This is a genomic window from Citricoccus alkalitolerans (assembly GCF_039528175.1).
Lineage (GTDB): Bacteria > Actinomycetota > Actinomycetes > Actinomycetales > Micrococcaceae > Citricoccus > Citricoccus alkalitolerans.
On sequence record NZ_BAAALH010000002.1, the window covers coordinates 773,630 to 792,351 of the forward strand.

Here is an 18,722-nt window from a genome sequence, read left to right on the forward strand (position 1 = left end):
CCGGTCACCTCGCCGCGGTGCCCGGCCGGCCGCCGTCGGGCACCGGGGGCGGTGGCACCGCCGCCGTGCTGAAGTTGTTCCTGGGCAAGCTGTTCTCCGACCGCCAGGTCTGGGGGCTGCCGGTCACCGCCTTCGCGATCGTCGGCACGCTGGCCCTGCTCGTGGCCGGCGGCGCCGCCTCGTTCTGGACGATCGAGGGAGACCTGGCCGGCTTCTATCTGATGCTCTCCGTCTTCGCGCTGATGCTGCTCGTGTTCCCGATGGTCGGCCTGGCCGGCGCCGCGGCCAAACTGCTCGCCCGGCGCCGTGACGAACGACTGTCCTCCCTGCGCCTGCTGGGTGCCGGGACGGGAACGGTGCGCACTCTGGCCGTCGTCGAATCCGTGGTGCTGGCCGCGGCCGGGCTGCTGCTCGGCGTGGTCGGCTACCTGGTGTTCATGCCGCTCGTGGGGCTGATCCCGTTCGCGGGGCGGCCGATCGGGCTGGAGGGGATGTGGCTCGGTACCGGTTGGCTCTTCGCCGTGGTCGGCGCCCTGCTGGTGATGGCCGCCGCGAGCTCGATGGCCGGGTTGCGGCGGATCGAGATCACCCCGCTGGGGGTGCGCACCCGCCAGGAGGCCTCGAAGGTCCACTGGGTCCGCGTGGTGCTGGCCGTGGCGGGCCTGGCACTGGCCCAAGTGGTGCTCAATGCCTTCGGGGCAGCGAACATGATGGTGCTGCTGATCGTCATGCTGGTCGGCTTCAGCCTGCCGATGATCGCCCTGCACTTCATCGGCCCCTGGCTGGTGGGCGTGGTGACGCGCCGGACCTGGCGCCGCGCGGACACCGCTGAGAAGCTCGTGGCTGCCCGCAACGTGCTCGAATCCCCGCAGCAGGCCTGGCGGCAGATCGGCGGGCTGGCCGTGACCGTGTACATCGGTGTGGTCGGGGGAGCGGGCATGGGACTGGCCGACTCTGTCTCGGCCGACGGCATGCGGACTGAGGACCTGATGCTGGTGGCCGACCTGCGTACCGGGGTGCTGCTGACCATGCTCATCGCCTTCGTGCTGACCGCCTGCTCCGTGGGCATCACCCAGGCCGCGCAGGTGCTCGACCGCGCGGACATGTACCGGGGCCTGGGCCGGCTCGGCATGACGGAGTCGAGCATGGAGGCCATCCGCCGGCGTTCGGTGATGGGGCCCTTGTGGATCGTGCTGGTGTTCACCCTGGTGGCCGCTGTGGTGACGACCCTGCCCGTGATCGGTGCCGCCGTGATCTTCAGCCCCCTCTCCATGGGCCTCGTGGCGGCCGTGCTGGTGCTCGGCGTGGTGCTCGTCCGCCTGGGCGTCACCGCCTCCCGGCCCACGCTGCGCGGGGTGCTGGCGGAGGGCTGACGCCCCTGAGCTGCGCTCGCCTGACGCTGTTCGGAACGGCCGTGGCGCAGGTCAGAGAGGCCGCGGTGACGAGATCGTCCCACACAGGGCCGAGGCGGGTGAGTGCGTCAGCGCTGGGTGTTGTCGTAGCGCTGGAGGAAGGCGGAGATCTCGCCGCGGGTGACGGGGTCGGCTGCGTTGAAGTGGCCGTGGGTGTCACCGATGGTGATGCCCTGGGAGGCCAGCCAGGTGATGGCTTCGTAGTGGTGGTTGGTGGTGGGCAGGTCATCGAAGGGGCTGGTCTGGGGTGCGTTGTGTTCCGGGGTGGCCAGTCGGTAGAGGAAGGTGGCGAACTCTCCGCGGGTCACGGGGCGGTGGGGTTGGAAGGTGCCGTTCTGATAGCCGAGGGTGATCTGCTCGGTGGCGGCCCAGGTGATGGCCTCGTAGTGGTTGCTGCCAGGGTTGAGGTCGTCGAAGGGGCTGGTGTCGGGGGCGGTGAAGTCGGGCTTGATGTAGCGGTGGAGGAAGGCGGTGGTCTCGGCGCGGGTGACGTCGTTGCCCTTGCGGAAGGTGCCGTCGGTGTAGCCGGTGGAGATGCCGTGGGTTGCCATCCACTGGACAGGGGCGTAGAACGCCGAGCCGGGCGCATTGTCCGAGAACACCAGGGCGGCCCCGGGTGTCACCCCGGGCGACACGGCACCGGCGGAACTGCCCACCACGTTCGCTGCACTCACCGAGAAGGAATACTCCTCTCCGTTGGTGAGCCCCTCAATGGTGCACATCGTGGCGGACGTGGTGCATATCGCTGCGCCGTCGGCGTTCCGCACCGTGTAGGTGACGTCCGGCAGAGGTGAGGCCGATGCCGGCCAGGAGAGCAGGACGGCGCCGTCTGCGGCCGCCGCCTCGACGTGGTCCGGTTCCGAAGGATTGGTCAGCTCGTGGTCGCCTCCGTCGAGTCCGAGGGTGACGGTGTCCTCGCCGCGGGCCAAGGTCAGTTCGGTCTCGCCATCCGTGGCCACTCGAACCGTGCCCGGAGCGGACCGGTCCAGCTGCGCCCGATCCAGATCAACCGCCATGGTCGCCACGTTCTCGGCGTTCAGGTCGACTTCGTTGCGCGGGGCCCTGTCCCCCTGGGCGACACGCTGTTGCTCCCGCACATTGACGGTCCATCCGTCGATGGTCTGCATCGTATCGGTGTGGACCGGTGCGAACTCGGTGGTGTCCAGCACTCCCGAGGTCGCAGTGGCCCGGCTCCACCGCGCTGAATCATCGCGGGGGTCGAGTCCGGTGAGCCAGTAGGCACCGTCCGTCTCCAGGCCCAGATCCGGGCGGTCATCGCCCGGTTCCCAGCGGTAGACGATGTCCGCCGGGTCGGTGGTCCGGGTCATTCCGGACAGGTACCGGGCCGCGTCCGACCATCCGAGCCAGCCGAACGCACCATGGTCGGCACCCTCGTAGTAGTTGGCCTGATAGGGCACACCGGCGTCTTCCAGCTCGGCGTCCCATACCCGTGTGTTGGCCAAGGCGATGTCCTCGCTACCCGAATCGATGAAGGTGTTCACGTGGCCAAGGTTCTCCACCCGCCCGGGAGCTCCTTCACGGTCGCGCTGGCCCGCGGCGTTGTAGTAGCCCGCACCGGAGGCGATGACCGCACCGGCGAACACGTCGGGATAGTTGGTCAGCAGTCGAGTTGACCCCACTCCACCCATGGAATGGCCGCCGACGACCGTGGATTCGCTGTCGAGGGTGAAGGTTTCCGCGGTTCGGTTCCACACTTCCCAGACGTCCAGTTCTGCGTGGTTGATGTACCAGGTGGACAATCCTCGGCCGAGCGGGGAGACGCAGATAGATCCCCGCTCCTCACACATCGGACCGTAGAGCTCGTCCTTGCGGCTGCCGAGGAAGGCGTTGTGATTCGAGTCGCCACCGTGCAGCAGGATGGTGAGCGGGGCGGGCTCGTCGGCGGAGTACGTCGTCGGAACATAGACCGTGTAGGGCTGGACACGGCCCCAGAAGCTGGCCGGGAGCAGCCCTGGTCCCGGACTCTTGCGCGCCTCCGCGTCCATGCCCTGTGCCAATTCAACTGAGGAGACGAACCATCGGGTCGAGTACCCGGTCGGTGCCGCCTCCGCCGTGGACTCGCGAGCGTCGATGGCGCTCCAGTCGAGGTCGAGCGCGAAGTCGGACAGGTCCCCGTCGGCCAGCAGTTCGGACTGCCTGCCGTTGTTCCAGTGCGTGGCGGCGCTGGAGTAGTCGCCGACCAGGTGCGGCTCGTCCTCCATGTCTCGGAAGGAGGCGTTGTAGATCCGGGTCCCCTCACCGGACTGCGGTGCGGGGGCGAATGCCGTACCGGTGGAATCCGCGAGTCCCGACGCCAATCGGGTCGTCCAGGAGCCATCGGCGGGGAGCACGTCCCTCGGTACCGCGACGACGAAGGACCTCGCGTCCGCGTCCACCGTGATCTGGCCGCCCTCGGACACGACGTCGATCTCCTCGCCGGACTGCAGATCCGTGACCCACGCGCCGCGAGATGACACCACGAGAGACGTGTCGATTCCGGGGGAGCTCGCTCCGGCAGCGGCCGGCCAGTCCTCCACTCCTGTGGTGGTGTCCCGGTCCGTATCGAAGGTCCAGGCAGCGATGGGCACCTCGGGGTCAATCAGGGTGTTCCAGTCGATGCGCCAGTACGTGAACGAGTCGTCCGCCGCGATGGCGGCTCGGAAGATGTCTGCACCGTTGGATCCGGTTGACTCTGGATCGTCGTAGGTGAAGTTACCGGTACCGGTGTCGTCATAGAGCCAATCGGTCCACAGGTAGGCGCCGTCGTCATAGCGGCCCGTCCCCGATGTCCGTGCGAAGGTTTCGGAGAAGTCCCATCCGGAGGCTTTCGGGAGAGTCGGCTCTGGTGCCAAGGCGGCGTCCGGAACACCGTTGGGCAGGCCCGTGCCGCCGGGCGCCGTAGGCCGCTCCAGGGGTGCCGTCGGGTTCGCGGGACCGGATGCGGCGACGGCGGGCAACGCCGCCAGTGGTGTCACCGTGAGGGCCGCAGCCGCGGTGGTTGCGACGATGACTCGCTGCCGCGATGTCGTGTGCCGACGTGTGGGTGCCTGGGACCGGTGTACGGGCGGGATCATCGCGGCTTCTCCTCGGGGTGAGACCGATAGGGATATCAAGTAGCATGAGATTCTGCATCGGGACGCTATTCGTTGAGTGTCAGCGCGTCAATGGTCGACTGGCGCGCGCAGCACGGGGCCGCATTGCCATGGGTATCGTTTAACGATAGGTTGTCATCGATACGCAATCGATGGAGGTCCCTTTTGCCCGCTCCCGTTCCGCGTCCGCTCGTGATCATCCTGCGGGCCATGTTGGTTTTGGCCGCCACTGGCTCCCTGGTCGTCCTGGCGGTGATCCTGCCCTTGTTGTGGATCGACCTCGGCGGTGTGACCGTGGCGTATTCCATACCCCTGGTGGGCGCCCTCGGCCTGGGGGTGCTGTGCCTCCAGGTGGTCGGGGTCTGCCTCTGGCATTTGTTGACGTTGGTGCTGCGCGGTCGGATCTTCTCCCGCGCGGCGTTCCGCTCTGTCGATGTCATCACCGGAGCGGTGGCCACCGGCGGTCTGCTCCTGGTGCTCCTCGGTGTGATGCTGAGCGGGGGGACTGCGGCTCCGGGGATCGTCCTTCTGATCGGTGGGGCCGCCCTGTTGGCCTTCGCGGCGGCCCTGACGGTGAACGTCGCCCGGCGCCTGCTGGCCCAGGCGGTCGATCGGGACGCCCAGGCCAGAAGGCTCGAGGACGAGCTCTCGGACGTGATCTGATGCCGATCATCGTGGACGTGGACGTGATGATGGCCCGGCGCAAGATGTCGGCCGGAGAGCTGGCGGAGGCCGTCGGGATCACCCCGGCGAACCTGGCCGTGTTGAAGAACGGCCGAGCCAAGGCCGTCCGGTTCACCACGCTGGCGGCCTTGTGCCGCGTCCTCGACTGCCAGCCCGGTGACCTCCTGCGCTGGGAGGACCCTGGTCAGCGCACTCTGGAGGACGAGGGCCGGGAGGGTGATGCTGGTGGCGGGTGAGCGGACCGCGAGCGTGGACATCCTGGTCATCGGAGCGGGCCTGGCCGGACTGCACTGTGCCACGCAGTTGGCTCGCGCCGGCCACCATGTGCTCCTGGCGGAGCGACGGCCCACGCTGACGGGCACCGTCCGGACCACGGGAATCTTCGTGCGCCGCACCCTCGAGGACTTCGTGCTGCCCGAGGAGCACCTGGGACCGGCCATCCGCCGCATGGTGCTCTACCCGCCCGGGTTGGCCGGCCCCGTGGAGTTGGCGAGCGATCGGGATGAGTATCGGGTCGGTGACATGGGGCCGCTCTATACGGCGGCCGCCGACGATGCCGTACGTGGTGGTGTCGACTCCCGGCTGGCCACGCGTTTCATCGGCCGGTGGGACGGCGGCTATCACCTGGAGGATGCCGCGGGCCCACTCGAGGTCCGCGCGCGCTTCGTGGTCGGTGCCGATGGCGCGCGGTCCAGGGTGGCGCGGGAACTGGGATTGAGTCGTAACCGCCACCTGCTGGTCGGGGCCGAGGAGGTCTTCGTCGATCGCCCCGATGGTTCTAACCCCGCCTTCCACTGCGTGATCGATCCGAGTGTGGCTCCCGGATACCTCGCGTGGGTGTTGCGGGACGGTGAGCATGTCCACGTGGGCACGGCAGGTCATGCACACCGTTTCCCGCGGGGTCTGTACAGCGCCTTGCGCTCCTTCCGCGAACGGGCGCCGGGATTGCAGGGCTTCGTGAGGCCGGAGCAGGTGGAGAAGCGTGCAGGGCCGATCCCGGTGGGGGGAGTGCTGCCCCGGATCGCCTCCCCGGCGGGGTTGCTCGTGGGTGATGCCGCCGGGGCGGTGTCACCCCTGACGGCCGGCGGCCTCGATCCGTGCCTGCGGCTGTCCGGGCATGCCGCCGAGGTCCTGGACGCGGCACTCCGAGAGGGTCGGCCTGGCGGGCTGGCGGCGTATGACGGCCAGGTCCTGCGGGCCCGGTTTCGGAGGCGGTTGCTGATGCGTAAGGGTCTGGACGGATTGCGTACCCCCGCTCTTGCCTCCACTGCCTTCACCGCGTTGAGGACGCCGCCCGGACGGGCCCTGGCGCGCCGCATCCTTTTCGGCGACGGCTCCTTCCCCTTGCCGTAGCCGGTGCGCGGTCCAGCGCGCCGGGGCCTGCGGCGGCGCCCCGGCCTGGAGCCGCCACCGCAAACTCCCGACCCTGGGCAGAGGTTCGCGGCGAGAGGGCAGTTCATTGAAATCTCAAGGAATGAATGCCGGTGGGGCGGCGTTCCCCTGGTGTGACCGAGAACCCCATCCCTCAGCCCGAGTCGAGGCCCCGAGCGGCAACACCACGCGCCGAGCACTCTGAGCCCGCGACCACCGCCGAACGTCCCGCAGCCCTGACCGCCCCGAGGCCCAACCCGTCCACTGAGCACGCCGACTCTGTGCCCGCCGGCACGGTCGAGTTCGGCTTGCACACCTTCGGTGACGTCACCCAGGATCTCAGCGGTCATCGGCTCGAGCATCCCCAGGTCCTCCGCAATGTCGTGGCGGAGGCGGTGCTGGCGGACCAGACTGGCGTGGACGTCATCGGGATCGGTGAGCACCACCGCCCCGACTATGCAGTGTCCTCGCCGGAGATGGTCCTGTCCGCGATCGCCGGACAGACTGAGCACATCAAGCTGATCTCCGCCGTCACCGTGCTGTCCTCGGATGACCCGGTCCGCGTCTACCAGCGCTTTGCCACGCTCGATGCCGTCTCGAACGGCCGCGCCGAGGTCTCCCTGGGCCGCGGTTCCTTCATCGAGTCCTTCCCGCTGTTCGGTTATGAGCTCTCCGACTACGAGATGCTCTACGAGGAGAAGCTGGATCTCTTCGCCCGCCTTCGGACCGAGAGGCCGGTGACCTGGCAGGGCAACACCCGGGCCGCTTTGCAGCGCCAGTCCGTGTTCCCGACGACGGCCCACGAGTTCGGCCTGCCCGCCTGGGTGGCGGTGGGCGGCACCCCGACCTCGGTGGTGCGCGCGGCCACCTACGGGCTGGGGCTCGAGTTGGCGATCATCGGCGGCACCCCCGATCGGTTCCAGCCCTTCGCGCAGCTCTACCGCCGTGAGATCGAGGCCCGCGGCTTCGAACCGCGCCGGGTGGCCCTGCACTCCCACGGCTTCGTCGCTGCCACGGATGAGGAGGCCGCCGAGCGGTACTACCCGTACTGGGAGGCCGCTATGACGAAGATGGCCGCCGAGCGGGGGTGGCCCGCGCCGACGCCCACTCAGTTCCGACAGGAGATCAGTCACGGCGCCCTGCATCTCGGGTCCCCGGAGACGGTCGCCCGCAAGGTCGCGACCAGCGTCCGTGCGCTGGAGGCCGGCCGCTTCGGCATGAAGTACGGCAACGGTCACCTGCCGCACGAGTACATGATGGAATCGATCGAGCTCTACGGCTCGAAGGTCAAGCCACTGGTCCTGGACATGCTCGCCGGTTCCTGAGGGTTCGGCGGCCGGCTCGTGATGCGATTTCGGGGTCTACCGGCGGCGGGAGAGTGAAGTCGCCGGGTCGGGTGAAATTGTGGGTGAAGTGGGGTGTAACTTTCTGGGTACATGCCTCGTCGAGGCCTGCGATTGCCTAAGCTTCCGTGGGTGACCTCGACGCGTCACCGTCTACGACGCACTGAGTGCTGGCGATCCGCCGAGCTCTGCTTATCTCTCAAGCTTAGGAAACCACTTGTCTGTGCAGACCTTGCCCGTCCCCTCTCAACAACCCCCGACGGGAGCGGTGGAGAAGCAGGATCGGATTCTCTTCCGCCGAGCGCTGGCCTTCAGCGTCAGCCTCGCTGTGCTGGCCGCCAGCTTCGTGGCGGGGATTGCGCCCGCGAGCGCCGTGGAATCCTCGACTCCTCCGGATCCCAATCCAGCGGGAATCCAGCAGTGCGAAGACATCAACCTGGCTATCAGCATGGACCTGTCCAACTCGGTCACCGATTCCCAGTTGACCCAGATGAAGAACCAGCTGGAGAGCCTGGTCAATGACCTGCAGCCCTACCCGATCAACCTCTCCATCCACAACTTCGCGACGAATGCGCCGGCGACGACGCAGACCTCCAACCGCGCCTTGCCGCTGACCTCAGTCGGTGACAACGGCCAGACGGTTGTCAACCACATCCAGGGAGTCCAGCGGCCTGCGAGCAGTGTGGGTGGGACGAACTGGGACGCCGCTTTCGACGCCATTCGCACCAGCCCCGAGGACTACGAGGCGCTGCTGTTCCTCACGGACGGCAACCCGACGCAGTACACGACCTCTAGCGGTGGAATCGGTGGTCCGGGCAACTCCACAGACGTAGCAACCATTACCGCCGCCGTCGAGAGTGCGAACGCGCTGAAGGCGGAGGGGACCCGCATCGTCACTGTCGGCCTGACGGACAATCTTTCCGGCCCCGGCCTGGAACAGTTCCATGAGCACGTCCGCCAGGTCTCCGGCGAGGTGTTGGACGAGGACTACTACGTTGCCGACTTCGCCCAGATCGCACGGCAGATCGCCAACGACCTGAACACGCACTGTGCCACGGTCGACTTCTCGAAGTCCGGGGCGTTCGAGCCGGGGTCCTACGGTTCCGTCGGCGAGATCGTCACCTTCGATTTCACGGCCCACAACTCCGGCGCGGTGCCGATGTCCGATGTCCGCGTCTCCGACGCGATGGAAGGCCTTTCGGACGTCGTTTACGGCGAGTGGCCGACCGAGGAGAACGTGCTCTATGGCGGCGAGACGATCACTGCCACCGCGACCTATGCCATCACCCAGGAAGACATCGACCGTGGCTACGTCCGCAACGTGGCGACCTTCACCGGCGCTCCGCCGGCCGGCGACGAGGTCGATACGCCAGACGAAGTCGAAGTCCCGGTCCCGGCTCCGAGCGTCACCCTAACGAAGTCCAATGCACTGGTGGAGGGTTCGACCGGCCGGGCCGGTGATGAGGTCCAGTACACCTTCACCGTGACCAACGACGGCAACACCGAACTGACCGACCTTGTCATCGACGACCCCCTCGAAGGGCTCTCCGAAATCAGCTTCGGAGACTGGCCCTCCACCGAGGGAACGCTCCTGGCCGGCGAATCCGTCAGGGCCACCGCCACCTACACTCTCACCCAGGCGGACGTGAACCTCGGGGCCGTGGACAACACCGCCACGGTGAGCGCCAACCCGCCGACGGGTCCGCCCGAGTCGGTCGTGACCGACGAGGACAGCTCCAGTCTCCCGGTGGACGAATCCGCTGCCCTGACCGTGGAGAAGAACGGTTCTCTTGCCGTCGGCGCGACCGGGGTGGCCGGCGACACCGTTACCTACGACTTCACCCTCACCAATAACGGCAACGTCACCCTCACCGAGGTGGGCCTTGATGACCCGCTCGATGGGCTCTCCGAGATCAGCTTCGGGGCCTGGCCCGCAGACACCGGAGTCCTCCAGCCGGGCGAATTCGTGACTGCCACTGCCACGTACGGGCTCACCCAGGAAGACGTGGACGCTGGCGGCGTGGACAACACCGCCACCGCGGCCGGCACCACTCCCTCCGGCAACCCTGCCACGGGCGAGGACACCGAGACCGTTCCGGTAGCGGCCGCCCCGCAGGTCTCGCTGCTGAAGTCCGGCGAACTGCCGGACGGCGCCAATGCCGCCGGGGAGACGATCGACTACACGTTCGATGTCACCAACGACGGCAATGTCACCCTGTCCGGCGTCACCATCGCCGACGAACTCGAGGGTCTCTCTGACATCACCTACGGTGCATGGCCCAACGCCGAGACTCCCGGAGTGCTCGCCCCCGGCGAGATCGTGACCGCGACCGCGACCTACACCCTGACCCAGTCCGACGTGGACGCCGGCGGAGTGGACAACACCGCGACCGTGACCGGCACCCCGCCGGCCGGCGATCCTGTCACGGACACCGCGAGCGACACCGTGGAGGTCTTCTCGAATCCGCTGATCGACCTGATCAAGACCGGCGGACTCGATGCCGCTGCGGAGGGCCGGGCGGGCGACACCGTCACCTACGGTTTCACCGTCACCAACAACGGCAACGTCACTCTCGGCGGCGTGGGCATCACGGATGAGCTGGACGGCCTCTCCGGCATCAGCTACGGCCAGTGGCCCGATGCCGAGGCCCCGGGCGTCCTGGCCCCCGGCGAACAGGTGACCGCCCAGGCCACCTATGACCTGACCCAGGCGGATGTGGACGCGGGCAGCGTGGAGAACACCGCCACCGTCACCGGCAGCACCCCGGGCGGCGACCCCGTCGAGGATGACGACGGCAACACCGTGTCGGTCGAGCCCGGCCCCGTGCTGGAACTGGGCAAGACCGGGGCCCTGGCTGACGGATCCACCGGTTCCGCGGGCGACACGGTGGAGTACACCTTCCAGGTGACGAACTCCGGCAACGTCACGCTGTCCACCATCGACATCACCGATGAGATGGACGGCGTCTCCGGCATCACCTTCGGCGCATGGCCAGGTGCCGAGGGCACCCTGGCCCCGGGCCAGCAGGTCACCGCAACCGCCACGTACGTGCTGACCCAGGACGATGTGGACGCCGGCGCTGTGGAGAACACTGCCACGGTGACCGGTACGCCGCCGAACAGCGACGATCCCATCGCGCCGGGCGACGGCGTCAGCACGGTACCGATCCCCGCCACCCCGGGCGTGGAGATCACCAAGACCAGCGACCTCGAGGGCAATGCCGGCGACGGCTACCGCATCAACTACACCTTCGATGTGGTCAACACCGGCAACGTCACGCTGACCGCCGTGGCCGTCACGGACGGATTGCTTGACGAGCGCGGCATCGCCCTCGAGTACGGCAGCTGGCCGGATGCCGACGGTGTACTCGCACCCGGTGAACGAGTCACGGCCACCGCGACCTACCCGCTGACCCAGACCCAGGTGGACTCCGGCAGCGTCGAGAACACCGCCTCCGTGACCGGCACCCCGCCGAACGAGCAGACGGAACCGCCCACGGACGAAAGCACCGTCCTCACGAGGGTTCCGGCTGAACCGTCCCTGGAGCTCACCAAGTCCAATGCCCTCGCCGAGGGTGCCGCCGGCATCCCCGGTGATGAGGTGACCTACACCTTCGAGGTGGAGAACACCGGCAACGTCACCATCGCGGGCGTCGAGGTCACCGACGAGATGGAGGGTCTCTCCGAGATCAGCTTCGGGGAGTGGCCCGATCCCGAGGCAGCCGGCTCCCTGGCCCCCGGGCAGACGGTCACCGCCACGGCGACCTACGCGCTCACGCAGGCCGACCTGGATGCCGGTGTCATCGACAACACGGCAAGCGTGACGGGGACACCGCCGAACTCGGACACCCCCGTGGAGGACGAGGACGGCAGCACCCAGCCGCTGCCCCAGGCCCCGACCATCGACGTGGCCAAGTCCGGGGCCATCGACGAGGCCGACGAGCACGTCGCGGGAACCACCGTCGGGTACGACTTCACCGTCACCAACACCGGCAACGTGACCCTCACGGGCGTCTCCCTGTCCGACGAGCTCGCGGGGATCTCCGAGATCACCTTCGGAGCATGGCCCACGGACGGCGCTGCGGGAACGCTGGCCCCCGGTGAATCCGTCACCGCCACGGCCACCTACACCCTGACCCAGGCTGACGTGGACGCCGGCCAGGTGGACAACCTCGTCACCGCGGCGGGCACTCCGCCCTCCGGGGACCCCGTCGGGGATGAGGACACCGCAACCGTGCCGGTGAACGCGAACCCGGCCCTGGCCTTGGCCAAGACCGGCCTGCAGGACCCCGACGCCGAGGGTCGTGCCGGCGACGTCGTGACCTTCACCTTCTCCGCCACCAACACCGGCAACGTGACCCTGAGCGGCGTGGCCATCACGGATGAGCTCGACGGCCTCTCGGGGATCACCTACGGTGCGTGGCCCGCTCAGGCCGGTGTGCTGGCGCCGGGTGAGCGGGTCGAGGCCACCGCCACCTATGAGCTGACCCAGGCGGATGTGGACGCCGGCAGCGTCGTCAATACCGCCACGGTGACCGGTACGCCTCCGAACAGTGACGAGCCGATCGACCCCGCGGAGGCAGACAGCACCGTCCCCGTCGAACCCGGTCCCGGCATGGAACTGGACAAGATCGGGATGCTGTCCCCAGGCGCCTCCGGCACGGCCGGTGACACGGTGGAGTACACCTTCACCGCCACCAACACCGGCAACGTGACCCTGAGCGGCGTGGCCATCACGGATGAGCTCGACGGCCTCTCGGGGATCACCTACGGTGCGTGGCCCGCTCAGGCCGGTGTGCTGGCGCCGGGTGAGCGGGTCGAGGCCACCGCCACCTATGTGCTGACCCAGGCGGATGTGGACGCCGGCGGCGTCGTCAATACCGCCACGGTGACCGGTACGCCTCCGAACAGTGACGAGCCGATCGATCCGGCGGAGGACGGCACGACCGTTCTGGTCCCGCAGGATCCGCTGATCTCGGTGGACAAGGATTCGGTCCTACCCGAGGGCGCCACGCCCCACGCCGGCGACCGGGTGGACTACACCTTCACCGTGACCAATGAGGGCAACGTCACGCTGGATGGCGTCACCCTGTCCGACGAGCTCGCCGGACTGTCCGCACTGGAGTGGGGTGAATGGCCCGGAGTTGAAGGCGTGCTGACGCCAGGCCAGACCGTCACCGCCATCGCAACCCTGACGCTGACCCAGGAGCACATCGATGCCGGCGGTGTCGAGAACACCGTCGACGTGCGCGGCACGCCGCCCACCACCGATCCGGGGACTCCTGCGGACCCGGTGACCGGCGAAGACACCCGGGTTCAGCCGTTGGCGCAGAACCCGGGCATCGCGGTGGAGAAGTCGAGTGAGACCGCCGCCGGCGCCGGCAGCGTCGCCGGGGACACCGTGACCTACACCTTCGAGGTGGAGAACACGGGCAATGTCACCCTGGAGGACGTCGCGTTGGCCGACGAGCTCGAGGGGCTCTCCGGCATCACGGTCGAGAACTGGCCGAATGCCGAGGGCGTGCTAGCTCCGGGCGAGACTGCCGCGGGCACGGCGACCTACACGCTGACCCAGACTGACGTGGATGCCGGCGGTGTGGACAACCGGGTCTCCGCGACCGGAACCCCGCCGAACGACCTGCCCGCTCCAGTGGCGTCCGATGAGGATCACCTGCCGCTGCAGGGGACGCCCCGCCTGTCCCTCGAGAAGTCGGCGTCCCTCGATGACGCTGCGAACACCGCAGCCGGGGACACCGTGACCTTCACCTTCGAGGTGGAGAACACCGGTACCGTCACCCTCTCGGACGTGGGCATCTCGGACGGACTTGAGGGCCTGTCCGAGATCAGCTTCGGGGACTGGCCGGCCGGAGTGGGCACGTTGGCCCCGGGCGAGACCGTCTCGGCGACCGCCACTTATCAGCTGACCCAGGCCGATGTGGACGCCCACGGGGTGGACAACTCCGCCACCGTCACCGGCACCCCGCCGAACAGCGGCACCCCGGTCCGCGGCACCGACGACGTGCGGATCGCCGTCAGCCCAGAGCCGGCCATCTCCCTGGAGAAGACCGCAGACCTCGCTGAGGGCTCGACCGTGGCCACCGGGGAGACCGTGGACTACACGTTCCGGGTGGTCAACGACGGCAACGTCACCTTGACCGATGTGGCGGTTGCCGATGAGATGCCGGGCCTCTCCGAGATCAGCTATGGAGACTGGCCGGGTGCGGCCGGCACGCTGGCCCCGGGCGAGGAGGTCGTCGGCTCGGCCACCTATGTGCTGACGCAGGCGGACGTGGACTCTGGCACGGTGGAGAACACCGCGACCGTGTCCGGGACCCCGCCCACGGGCGGTCCGGAGAACCCGGAGCCGGCCGCTCCGATCGAGGCGGAGGACAGCAACACGTACCCGCTGCCGCAGCTGCCGGAACTGGACCTGACCAAGACCGGCAGCCTGGCCGAGGGCGCCACCGGTGCGGCCGGTGATACGGTGCACTTCAGCTTCGAGGTGGAGAACACCGGCAACGTCACCATCACCGATGTCACGCTCACGGACCGGATGGATGGCCTCTCCGAGATCAGCTACGGGGACTGGCCGAGTGAGGCCGGCACGCTGGCTCCGGGCGAGACCGTCACGGCGTCGGCCACCTATCAGCTGACGCAGGCCGATGCGGACGCCGGTGGGGTGGACAACACCGCCAGCGTGATCGGAACCTCGCCCACCGTGGATCCGGGTGCCCCGGGTCAACCGGGGCAGCCTGAGGGTCCGGTCGACGAGGACAGCGTGACCGTCCCGGTCGGCGGCGCTGCCGGAATCGAGCTGGAGAAGTCGGCAACGCTGGACAACGGTGCGGCGTCGGTTGCCGGTGACACGGTGCGGTACACCTTCGAGGTGACCAACGCCGGCGCCCAGACCCTGAGTGGGATCGTCCTCACCGATGAGATGGACGGCCTGTCCGAGATGGCGTGGGGTGAGTGGCCGGGCGAGGCCGGCACCCTGGCGCCGGGTGAATCCGTCACCGCCGCGGCGGACTACCGGCTCACCCAGGCTGACCTCGATGCCGGAGCCGTGGTCAATACCGCGGATGTCACGGCCACCACTTCCGGTGGCGATCCGGTCAGCAGTACGTCGACCAGCAACCAGGACCTGCCCCGAGCCACGGCACTGGGCCTGGTCAAGCTCGGAGCCCTGACGGACGGCGCCATCGGGGCCGTGGGAGACGAGGTTGTTTACACCTTCGAGGCCGCGAACACCGGCAACGTCACCATCACCGACGTCGTCGTGCACGACGAGAAGGACGGGGTCTCCGAGATCTCCTACGGCGAGTGGCCGGCGGAGGTGGGGGTGCTCGCACCGGGTGAGAGCATCACCGCGACTGCCCTGTACCGCCTCACCGAGGCGGACGTCGCGGCCGGCACGGTGGACAACCAGGCCACCGTCACCGGCACCGATGCCCTACCGGGTGAGGACTCGCATCAGCTGGACCTGCCGCCGTTGGCGCCAGCGGACCAGCAGGACGACCAGCCAGCGGACCAGCAGGCGGGTCACCAGGACGGGACGTCGACGGACCTGGCGACCACCGGCACAGTCCTCGGTGGGCTGCTGGGAGTGGCTTTCCTGCTGCTCCTGATGGGCCTGCTGGCCATCCGGTACGCGAAGCACTCCACAGCAGGACACTGATCGGCTGACATAGCCGCCAGCGTGAGGGGCTCGGAGGGATTTCCTTCCGAGCCCCTCAGCGTCTCCGGGGCTGGTCAGGACCCGGCGCGCAGCGCGGCCGCGATGACCTGGACCAGGTGGCGGCCGTCGAGACCAGCCAGGTCCTTCACCTGGGTGCGGCAGGAGAAGCCGTCGGCCAGCAGGGCACGGTCGGGAGCCGCCTCCGCCTTGGAGAGGATGCCCTGGCGGGCGATCCTCTCAGAGACCTCGTAGTGCCCCTGCTCCATGCCGAAGTTCCCGGCCAGGCCACAGCAGCCGGACGAGGTCTCCACGTCACAGCCCATGGCGTCCAGGATCGCCTCGTCGGCCGAATAGCCCATGACGGCATGGTGGTGGCAGTGCGGTTGGACGAGGAGCCTCCCCTCCGCGCCCCGGACCTGAGGCGGCGTCCAGTCGACTTCGGTCAGCAGTTCGGCCATCGTCCGCACGGCCGACGCCACCTCCCGAGCGCTGGGAAGACCGGGCAGCAGCTCCACGAGATCCGAACGCAGGGCTGCCACACAACTCGGTTCCAGCCCGACGACGGCCCGTCCCGCCCGTACGTGCGGCAGCAGGATCTCCACGGTCCGGCGCAGCTTCTCCTTGGCCGCCGTGAGCTGCCCGGTCGAGATCAGCGTGAGCCCACAGCAGGCCTGCTCACCGGTCGACTGCCCGACCACCTGCACTTCGCACCCGGCGGCATCCAGCACCGTCAGGGCATCGGCGGGGATCTCCGGGGAGAGGGCGTCCGAGAAGGAGTCCACCCACAGCACCACCCGACGCCGGCCGGTGCCGTGCGGCGCGGGCGTCGCCGCCGCAACCCGGCCATCAGCGAACGGTGCCCGGCCGTCGTCGTGCTCCGGGTCCGCCTCGGCCGCCTCCGACCACCGGAAGGGTGCCCGCGGCAGCAGCGGCAGCGACCGCCGGGCGTCCGCCCCCATCAGCGTCATCATCGCTCGGCGCAGCACCGGCACCCGGCTGGCGGCATTGACCAGCGGCGCCATCGGTGCCGCGAGCCGTAGCCAGAACGGCAGCCGCCCCAGGGTGTAGTGAGCCAGTGGCCGCACCTTTCCCCGATAGGTCCGGTGCAGGGTCTCGGACTTGTAGGTGGCCATGTCCACGCCGGTGGGGCAGTCGCTGGCGCAGGCCTTGCAGGACAGGCACAGGTCCAGGGCCTCATGGACCTCGGGGGACTCCCACCCGAGCGTGACGACCCCGCCGTTGAGCATCTCCTGCAGCACCCGGGCGCGGCCGCGCGTCGAGTCCTTGTCATCGCCGGTGGCCAGGTAGGACGGGCACATGAAGGTGCCCTGCTGGCGCAGGTCCGCCCGGCACTTGCCGATGCCCACGCAGCGGTGCACGGCGTCGGCGACCGAGCCGTCGTCATCGGCGAAGGCGAAACCATCCGCGGCCCGCTGTTCGGAGGAGGCGGGGCGGCGCAGGGCCGCGTCGATCGGATCAGGGTCCACCAACACCCCCGGGTTCATCAGCCCCGCCGGGTCGAACAGGGCCTTGAACTGGGCGAAGGCGTCCAGGGCCTGCGGCGAGTACATGGCCGGCAGCAGCTCGCTGCGCGCCCGCCCGTCCCCGTGCTCACCGGCCAGGGATCCGCCGTACCGGGCCACCAGCTGGGCAGCGGCCTCCATGAACTCCCGGAACTCCGAGGAACCGGAGGCGAAGGGGAAGTCGATGCGCATGTGGATGCAGCCGTCACCGAAGTGCCCGTAGGCCAGGCCGGAGAGGCCGCGATCATCCATCAGCTCCTTCAGGTCCCGTAGGTAGGATCCGAGGTGCTCCGGCGGCACGGCGGCGTCCTCCCAGCCGGGCCAGGCGTGGGCGCCAGCGGCCGTCCGCACCGCCAGTCCGGAGCCGTCCGCGCGGATCTGCCACAGCCGGGCGGCCTCCGGGCCGGAGGGCAGCACCACCGCTTCCAGGCCGTGTGCGGCACGGACCATGGCCTCCGCGGCGGCCACCGCCTCCGCGGTGTCCGCTCCACCGACCTCGACCATCAGCCAGCCTCCGCCGGCCGGCAAGGCCGGCACGTCGTCACCGCCGGGGGACCGCCGCACCACCTCGACCATCTCGCCGGACAGGCCCTCCAGCGCCAGCGGCCGATGGGGAAGCAGTGAGGGGACGTCATCCGCCGCCGCGGGCATGTCCGGGTACCCGATCACCGCCAGTGCGGGTGCCGGGGCCCGGGGTACCAGCTCGACCTCGGCCTCGAGCAGCACCCCGCACGTCCCCTCTGTCCCCACGAGTGCCGCGGCCAGGTTGCGGCCGTTCTCCGGCAGCAGGTGCTCGAGGCTGTAGCCGGAGATCTGGCGGTTGAACCGCCCCAGCTCGGTGCGCAGCAGCTCGAGGTGTTGTTGGACGAAAGATTCCAGCCCGGGCACCTGCTCCAGCGCGTAGCGCCCCGGCACCACGTCCAGGATCCGCCCGTTCGGCAGGAGCCAGCGCAGGCGGCGGACGTTGTCCGCGGTCCGTCCGTAGGCGAGTCCGTGGGGGCCGCACGCGTTGTTCCCGATCATCCCGCCGATCGTGCAGCGGCTCGCCGAGGACGGGTCAGGACCGAACCGCAGTCCGTGCGGCGCCGCGGCGGCCTGCAGGTCCGTCAGCACCACTCCCGGCTGCACGACGGCGGAGCGGGACTCCGCGTCGATCCGCATGATCCGATGCAGATGCTTCCCCACATCCAGGACCAGACCGGGCCCGACTGCATTGCCCGCGATGGAGGTGCCGCCGCCGCGCACGGTCACGGGCAGCCCGTGCCGGGCCGCGATCCGGACGGCGGTCACGACGTCGGCCTCGTCCAGCGGGCAGACCACCACCTGTGGGGCAATCCGGTAGTTTGAGGCGTCCGAGGAGTAGAGGGCCCGCCGCAGCGCGGAGGTGTGCACCTCACCGCGTACCTGCCGTTCGAGTGCACGGACCACGGTGTCGGTGCCGGCCTGCTGATCGGAGTCCGGGCCGGCGCTCAGGTCGGCGATCGGGTCGCCAGATAGACGGTCATCGTGGCGTGCGGTCGGCTGGGCGTCCGGATCCAGGTCCGTCTCACGGTCCATGGGTGGGTCCCTTCGGGGTACGGGCGGAATCGGGTCCTGTCCCTGCACTGTGCCGGACCGCGAGG

At 69.1% G+C, this 18,722-nt stretch carries 7 protein-coding genes; 5 read left to right on the plus strand and 2 right to left on the minus strand.

Annotated features, from left to right (window positions below; all coding sequences use genetic code 11):
• Nucleotides 1-1,480: 1,480 nt before the first annotated feature.
• Nucleotides 1,481-4,486: an S-layer homology domain-containing protein gene (locus tag ABD134_RS09510; RefSeq protein ID WP_344228929.1), complete on the minus strand. Its 3,006-nt coding sequence runs from the start codon at nucleotides 4,484-4,486 to the stop codon at nucleotides 1,481-1,483.
• Nucleotides 4,487-4,669: 183 nt separating this feature from the next.
• Between ABD134_RS09510 and ABD134_RS09515 the strand changes: the two genes are divergently transcribed.
• The 5 genes from ABD134_RS09515 (at nucleotide 4,670) to ABD134_RS09535 (ending at nucleotide 15,577) form a co-directional block, all read left to right on the plus strand.
• Nucleotides 4,670-5,167 (plus strand): DUF2975 domain-containing protein, encoded by a 498-nt coding sequence (locus tag ABD134_RS09515; RefSeq protein ID WP_344228931.1) that lies wholly within the window; start codon nucleotides 4,670-4,672, stop codon nucleotides 5,165-5,167.
• Nucleotides 5,167-5,424, plus strand: a complete 258-nt coding sequence (locus ABD134_RS09520; RefSeq protein WP_344228933.1) for a helix-turn-helix domain-containing protein — start codon at nucleotides 5,167-5,169, stop codon at nucleotides 5,422-5,424. The genes ABD134_RS09515 and ABD134_RS09520 overlap by 1 nt, the downstream gene beginning before the upstream one ends.
• On the plus strand, nucleotides 5,414-6,541 hold the full coding sequence (locus tag ABD134_RS09525; protein WP_344228935.1) for an NAD(P)/FAD-dependent oxidoreductase: 1,128 nt from the start codon (nucleotides 5,414-5,416) through the stop codon (nucleotides 6,539-6,541). Before ABD134_RS09520 ends, ABD134_RS09525 begins: the two co-directional genes overlap by 11 nt.
• Nucleotides 6,542-6,693: 152 nt before the next feature.
• On the plus strand, nucleotides 6,694-7,884 hold the full coding sequence (locus ABD134_RS09530) for an LLM class flavin-dependent oxidoreductase (RefSeq protein ID WP_378108232.1): 1,191 nt from the start codon (nucleotides 6,694-6,696) through the stop codon (nucleotides 7,882-7,884).
• A 241-nt stretch (nucleotides 7,885-8,125) separates the two neighbouring features.
• Nucleotides 8,126-15,577: a DUF7507 domain-containing protein gene (locus tag ABD134_RS09535; protein ID WP_344230833.1), complete on the plus strand. Its 7,452-nt coding sequence runs from the start codon at nucleotides 8,126-8,128 to the stop codon at nucleotides 15,575-15,577.
• A 74-nt stretch (nucleotides 15,578-15,651) separates the two neighbouring features.
• On the opposite strand, the gene ABD134_RS09540 is transcribed toward ABD134_RS09535, so the two are convergent.
• On the minus strand, nucleotides 15,652-18,657 hold the full coding sequence (locus ABD134_RS09540) for an FAD-binding and (Fe-S)-binding domain-containing protein (RefSeq protein ID WP_344228936.1): 3,006 nt from the start codon (nucleotides 18,655-18,657) through the stop codon (nucleotides 15,652-15,654).
• Between the last annotated feature and the right edge of the window lie 65 nt (nucleotides 18,658-18,722).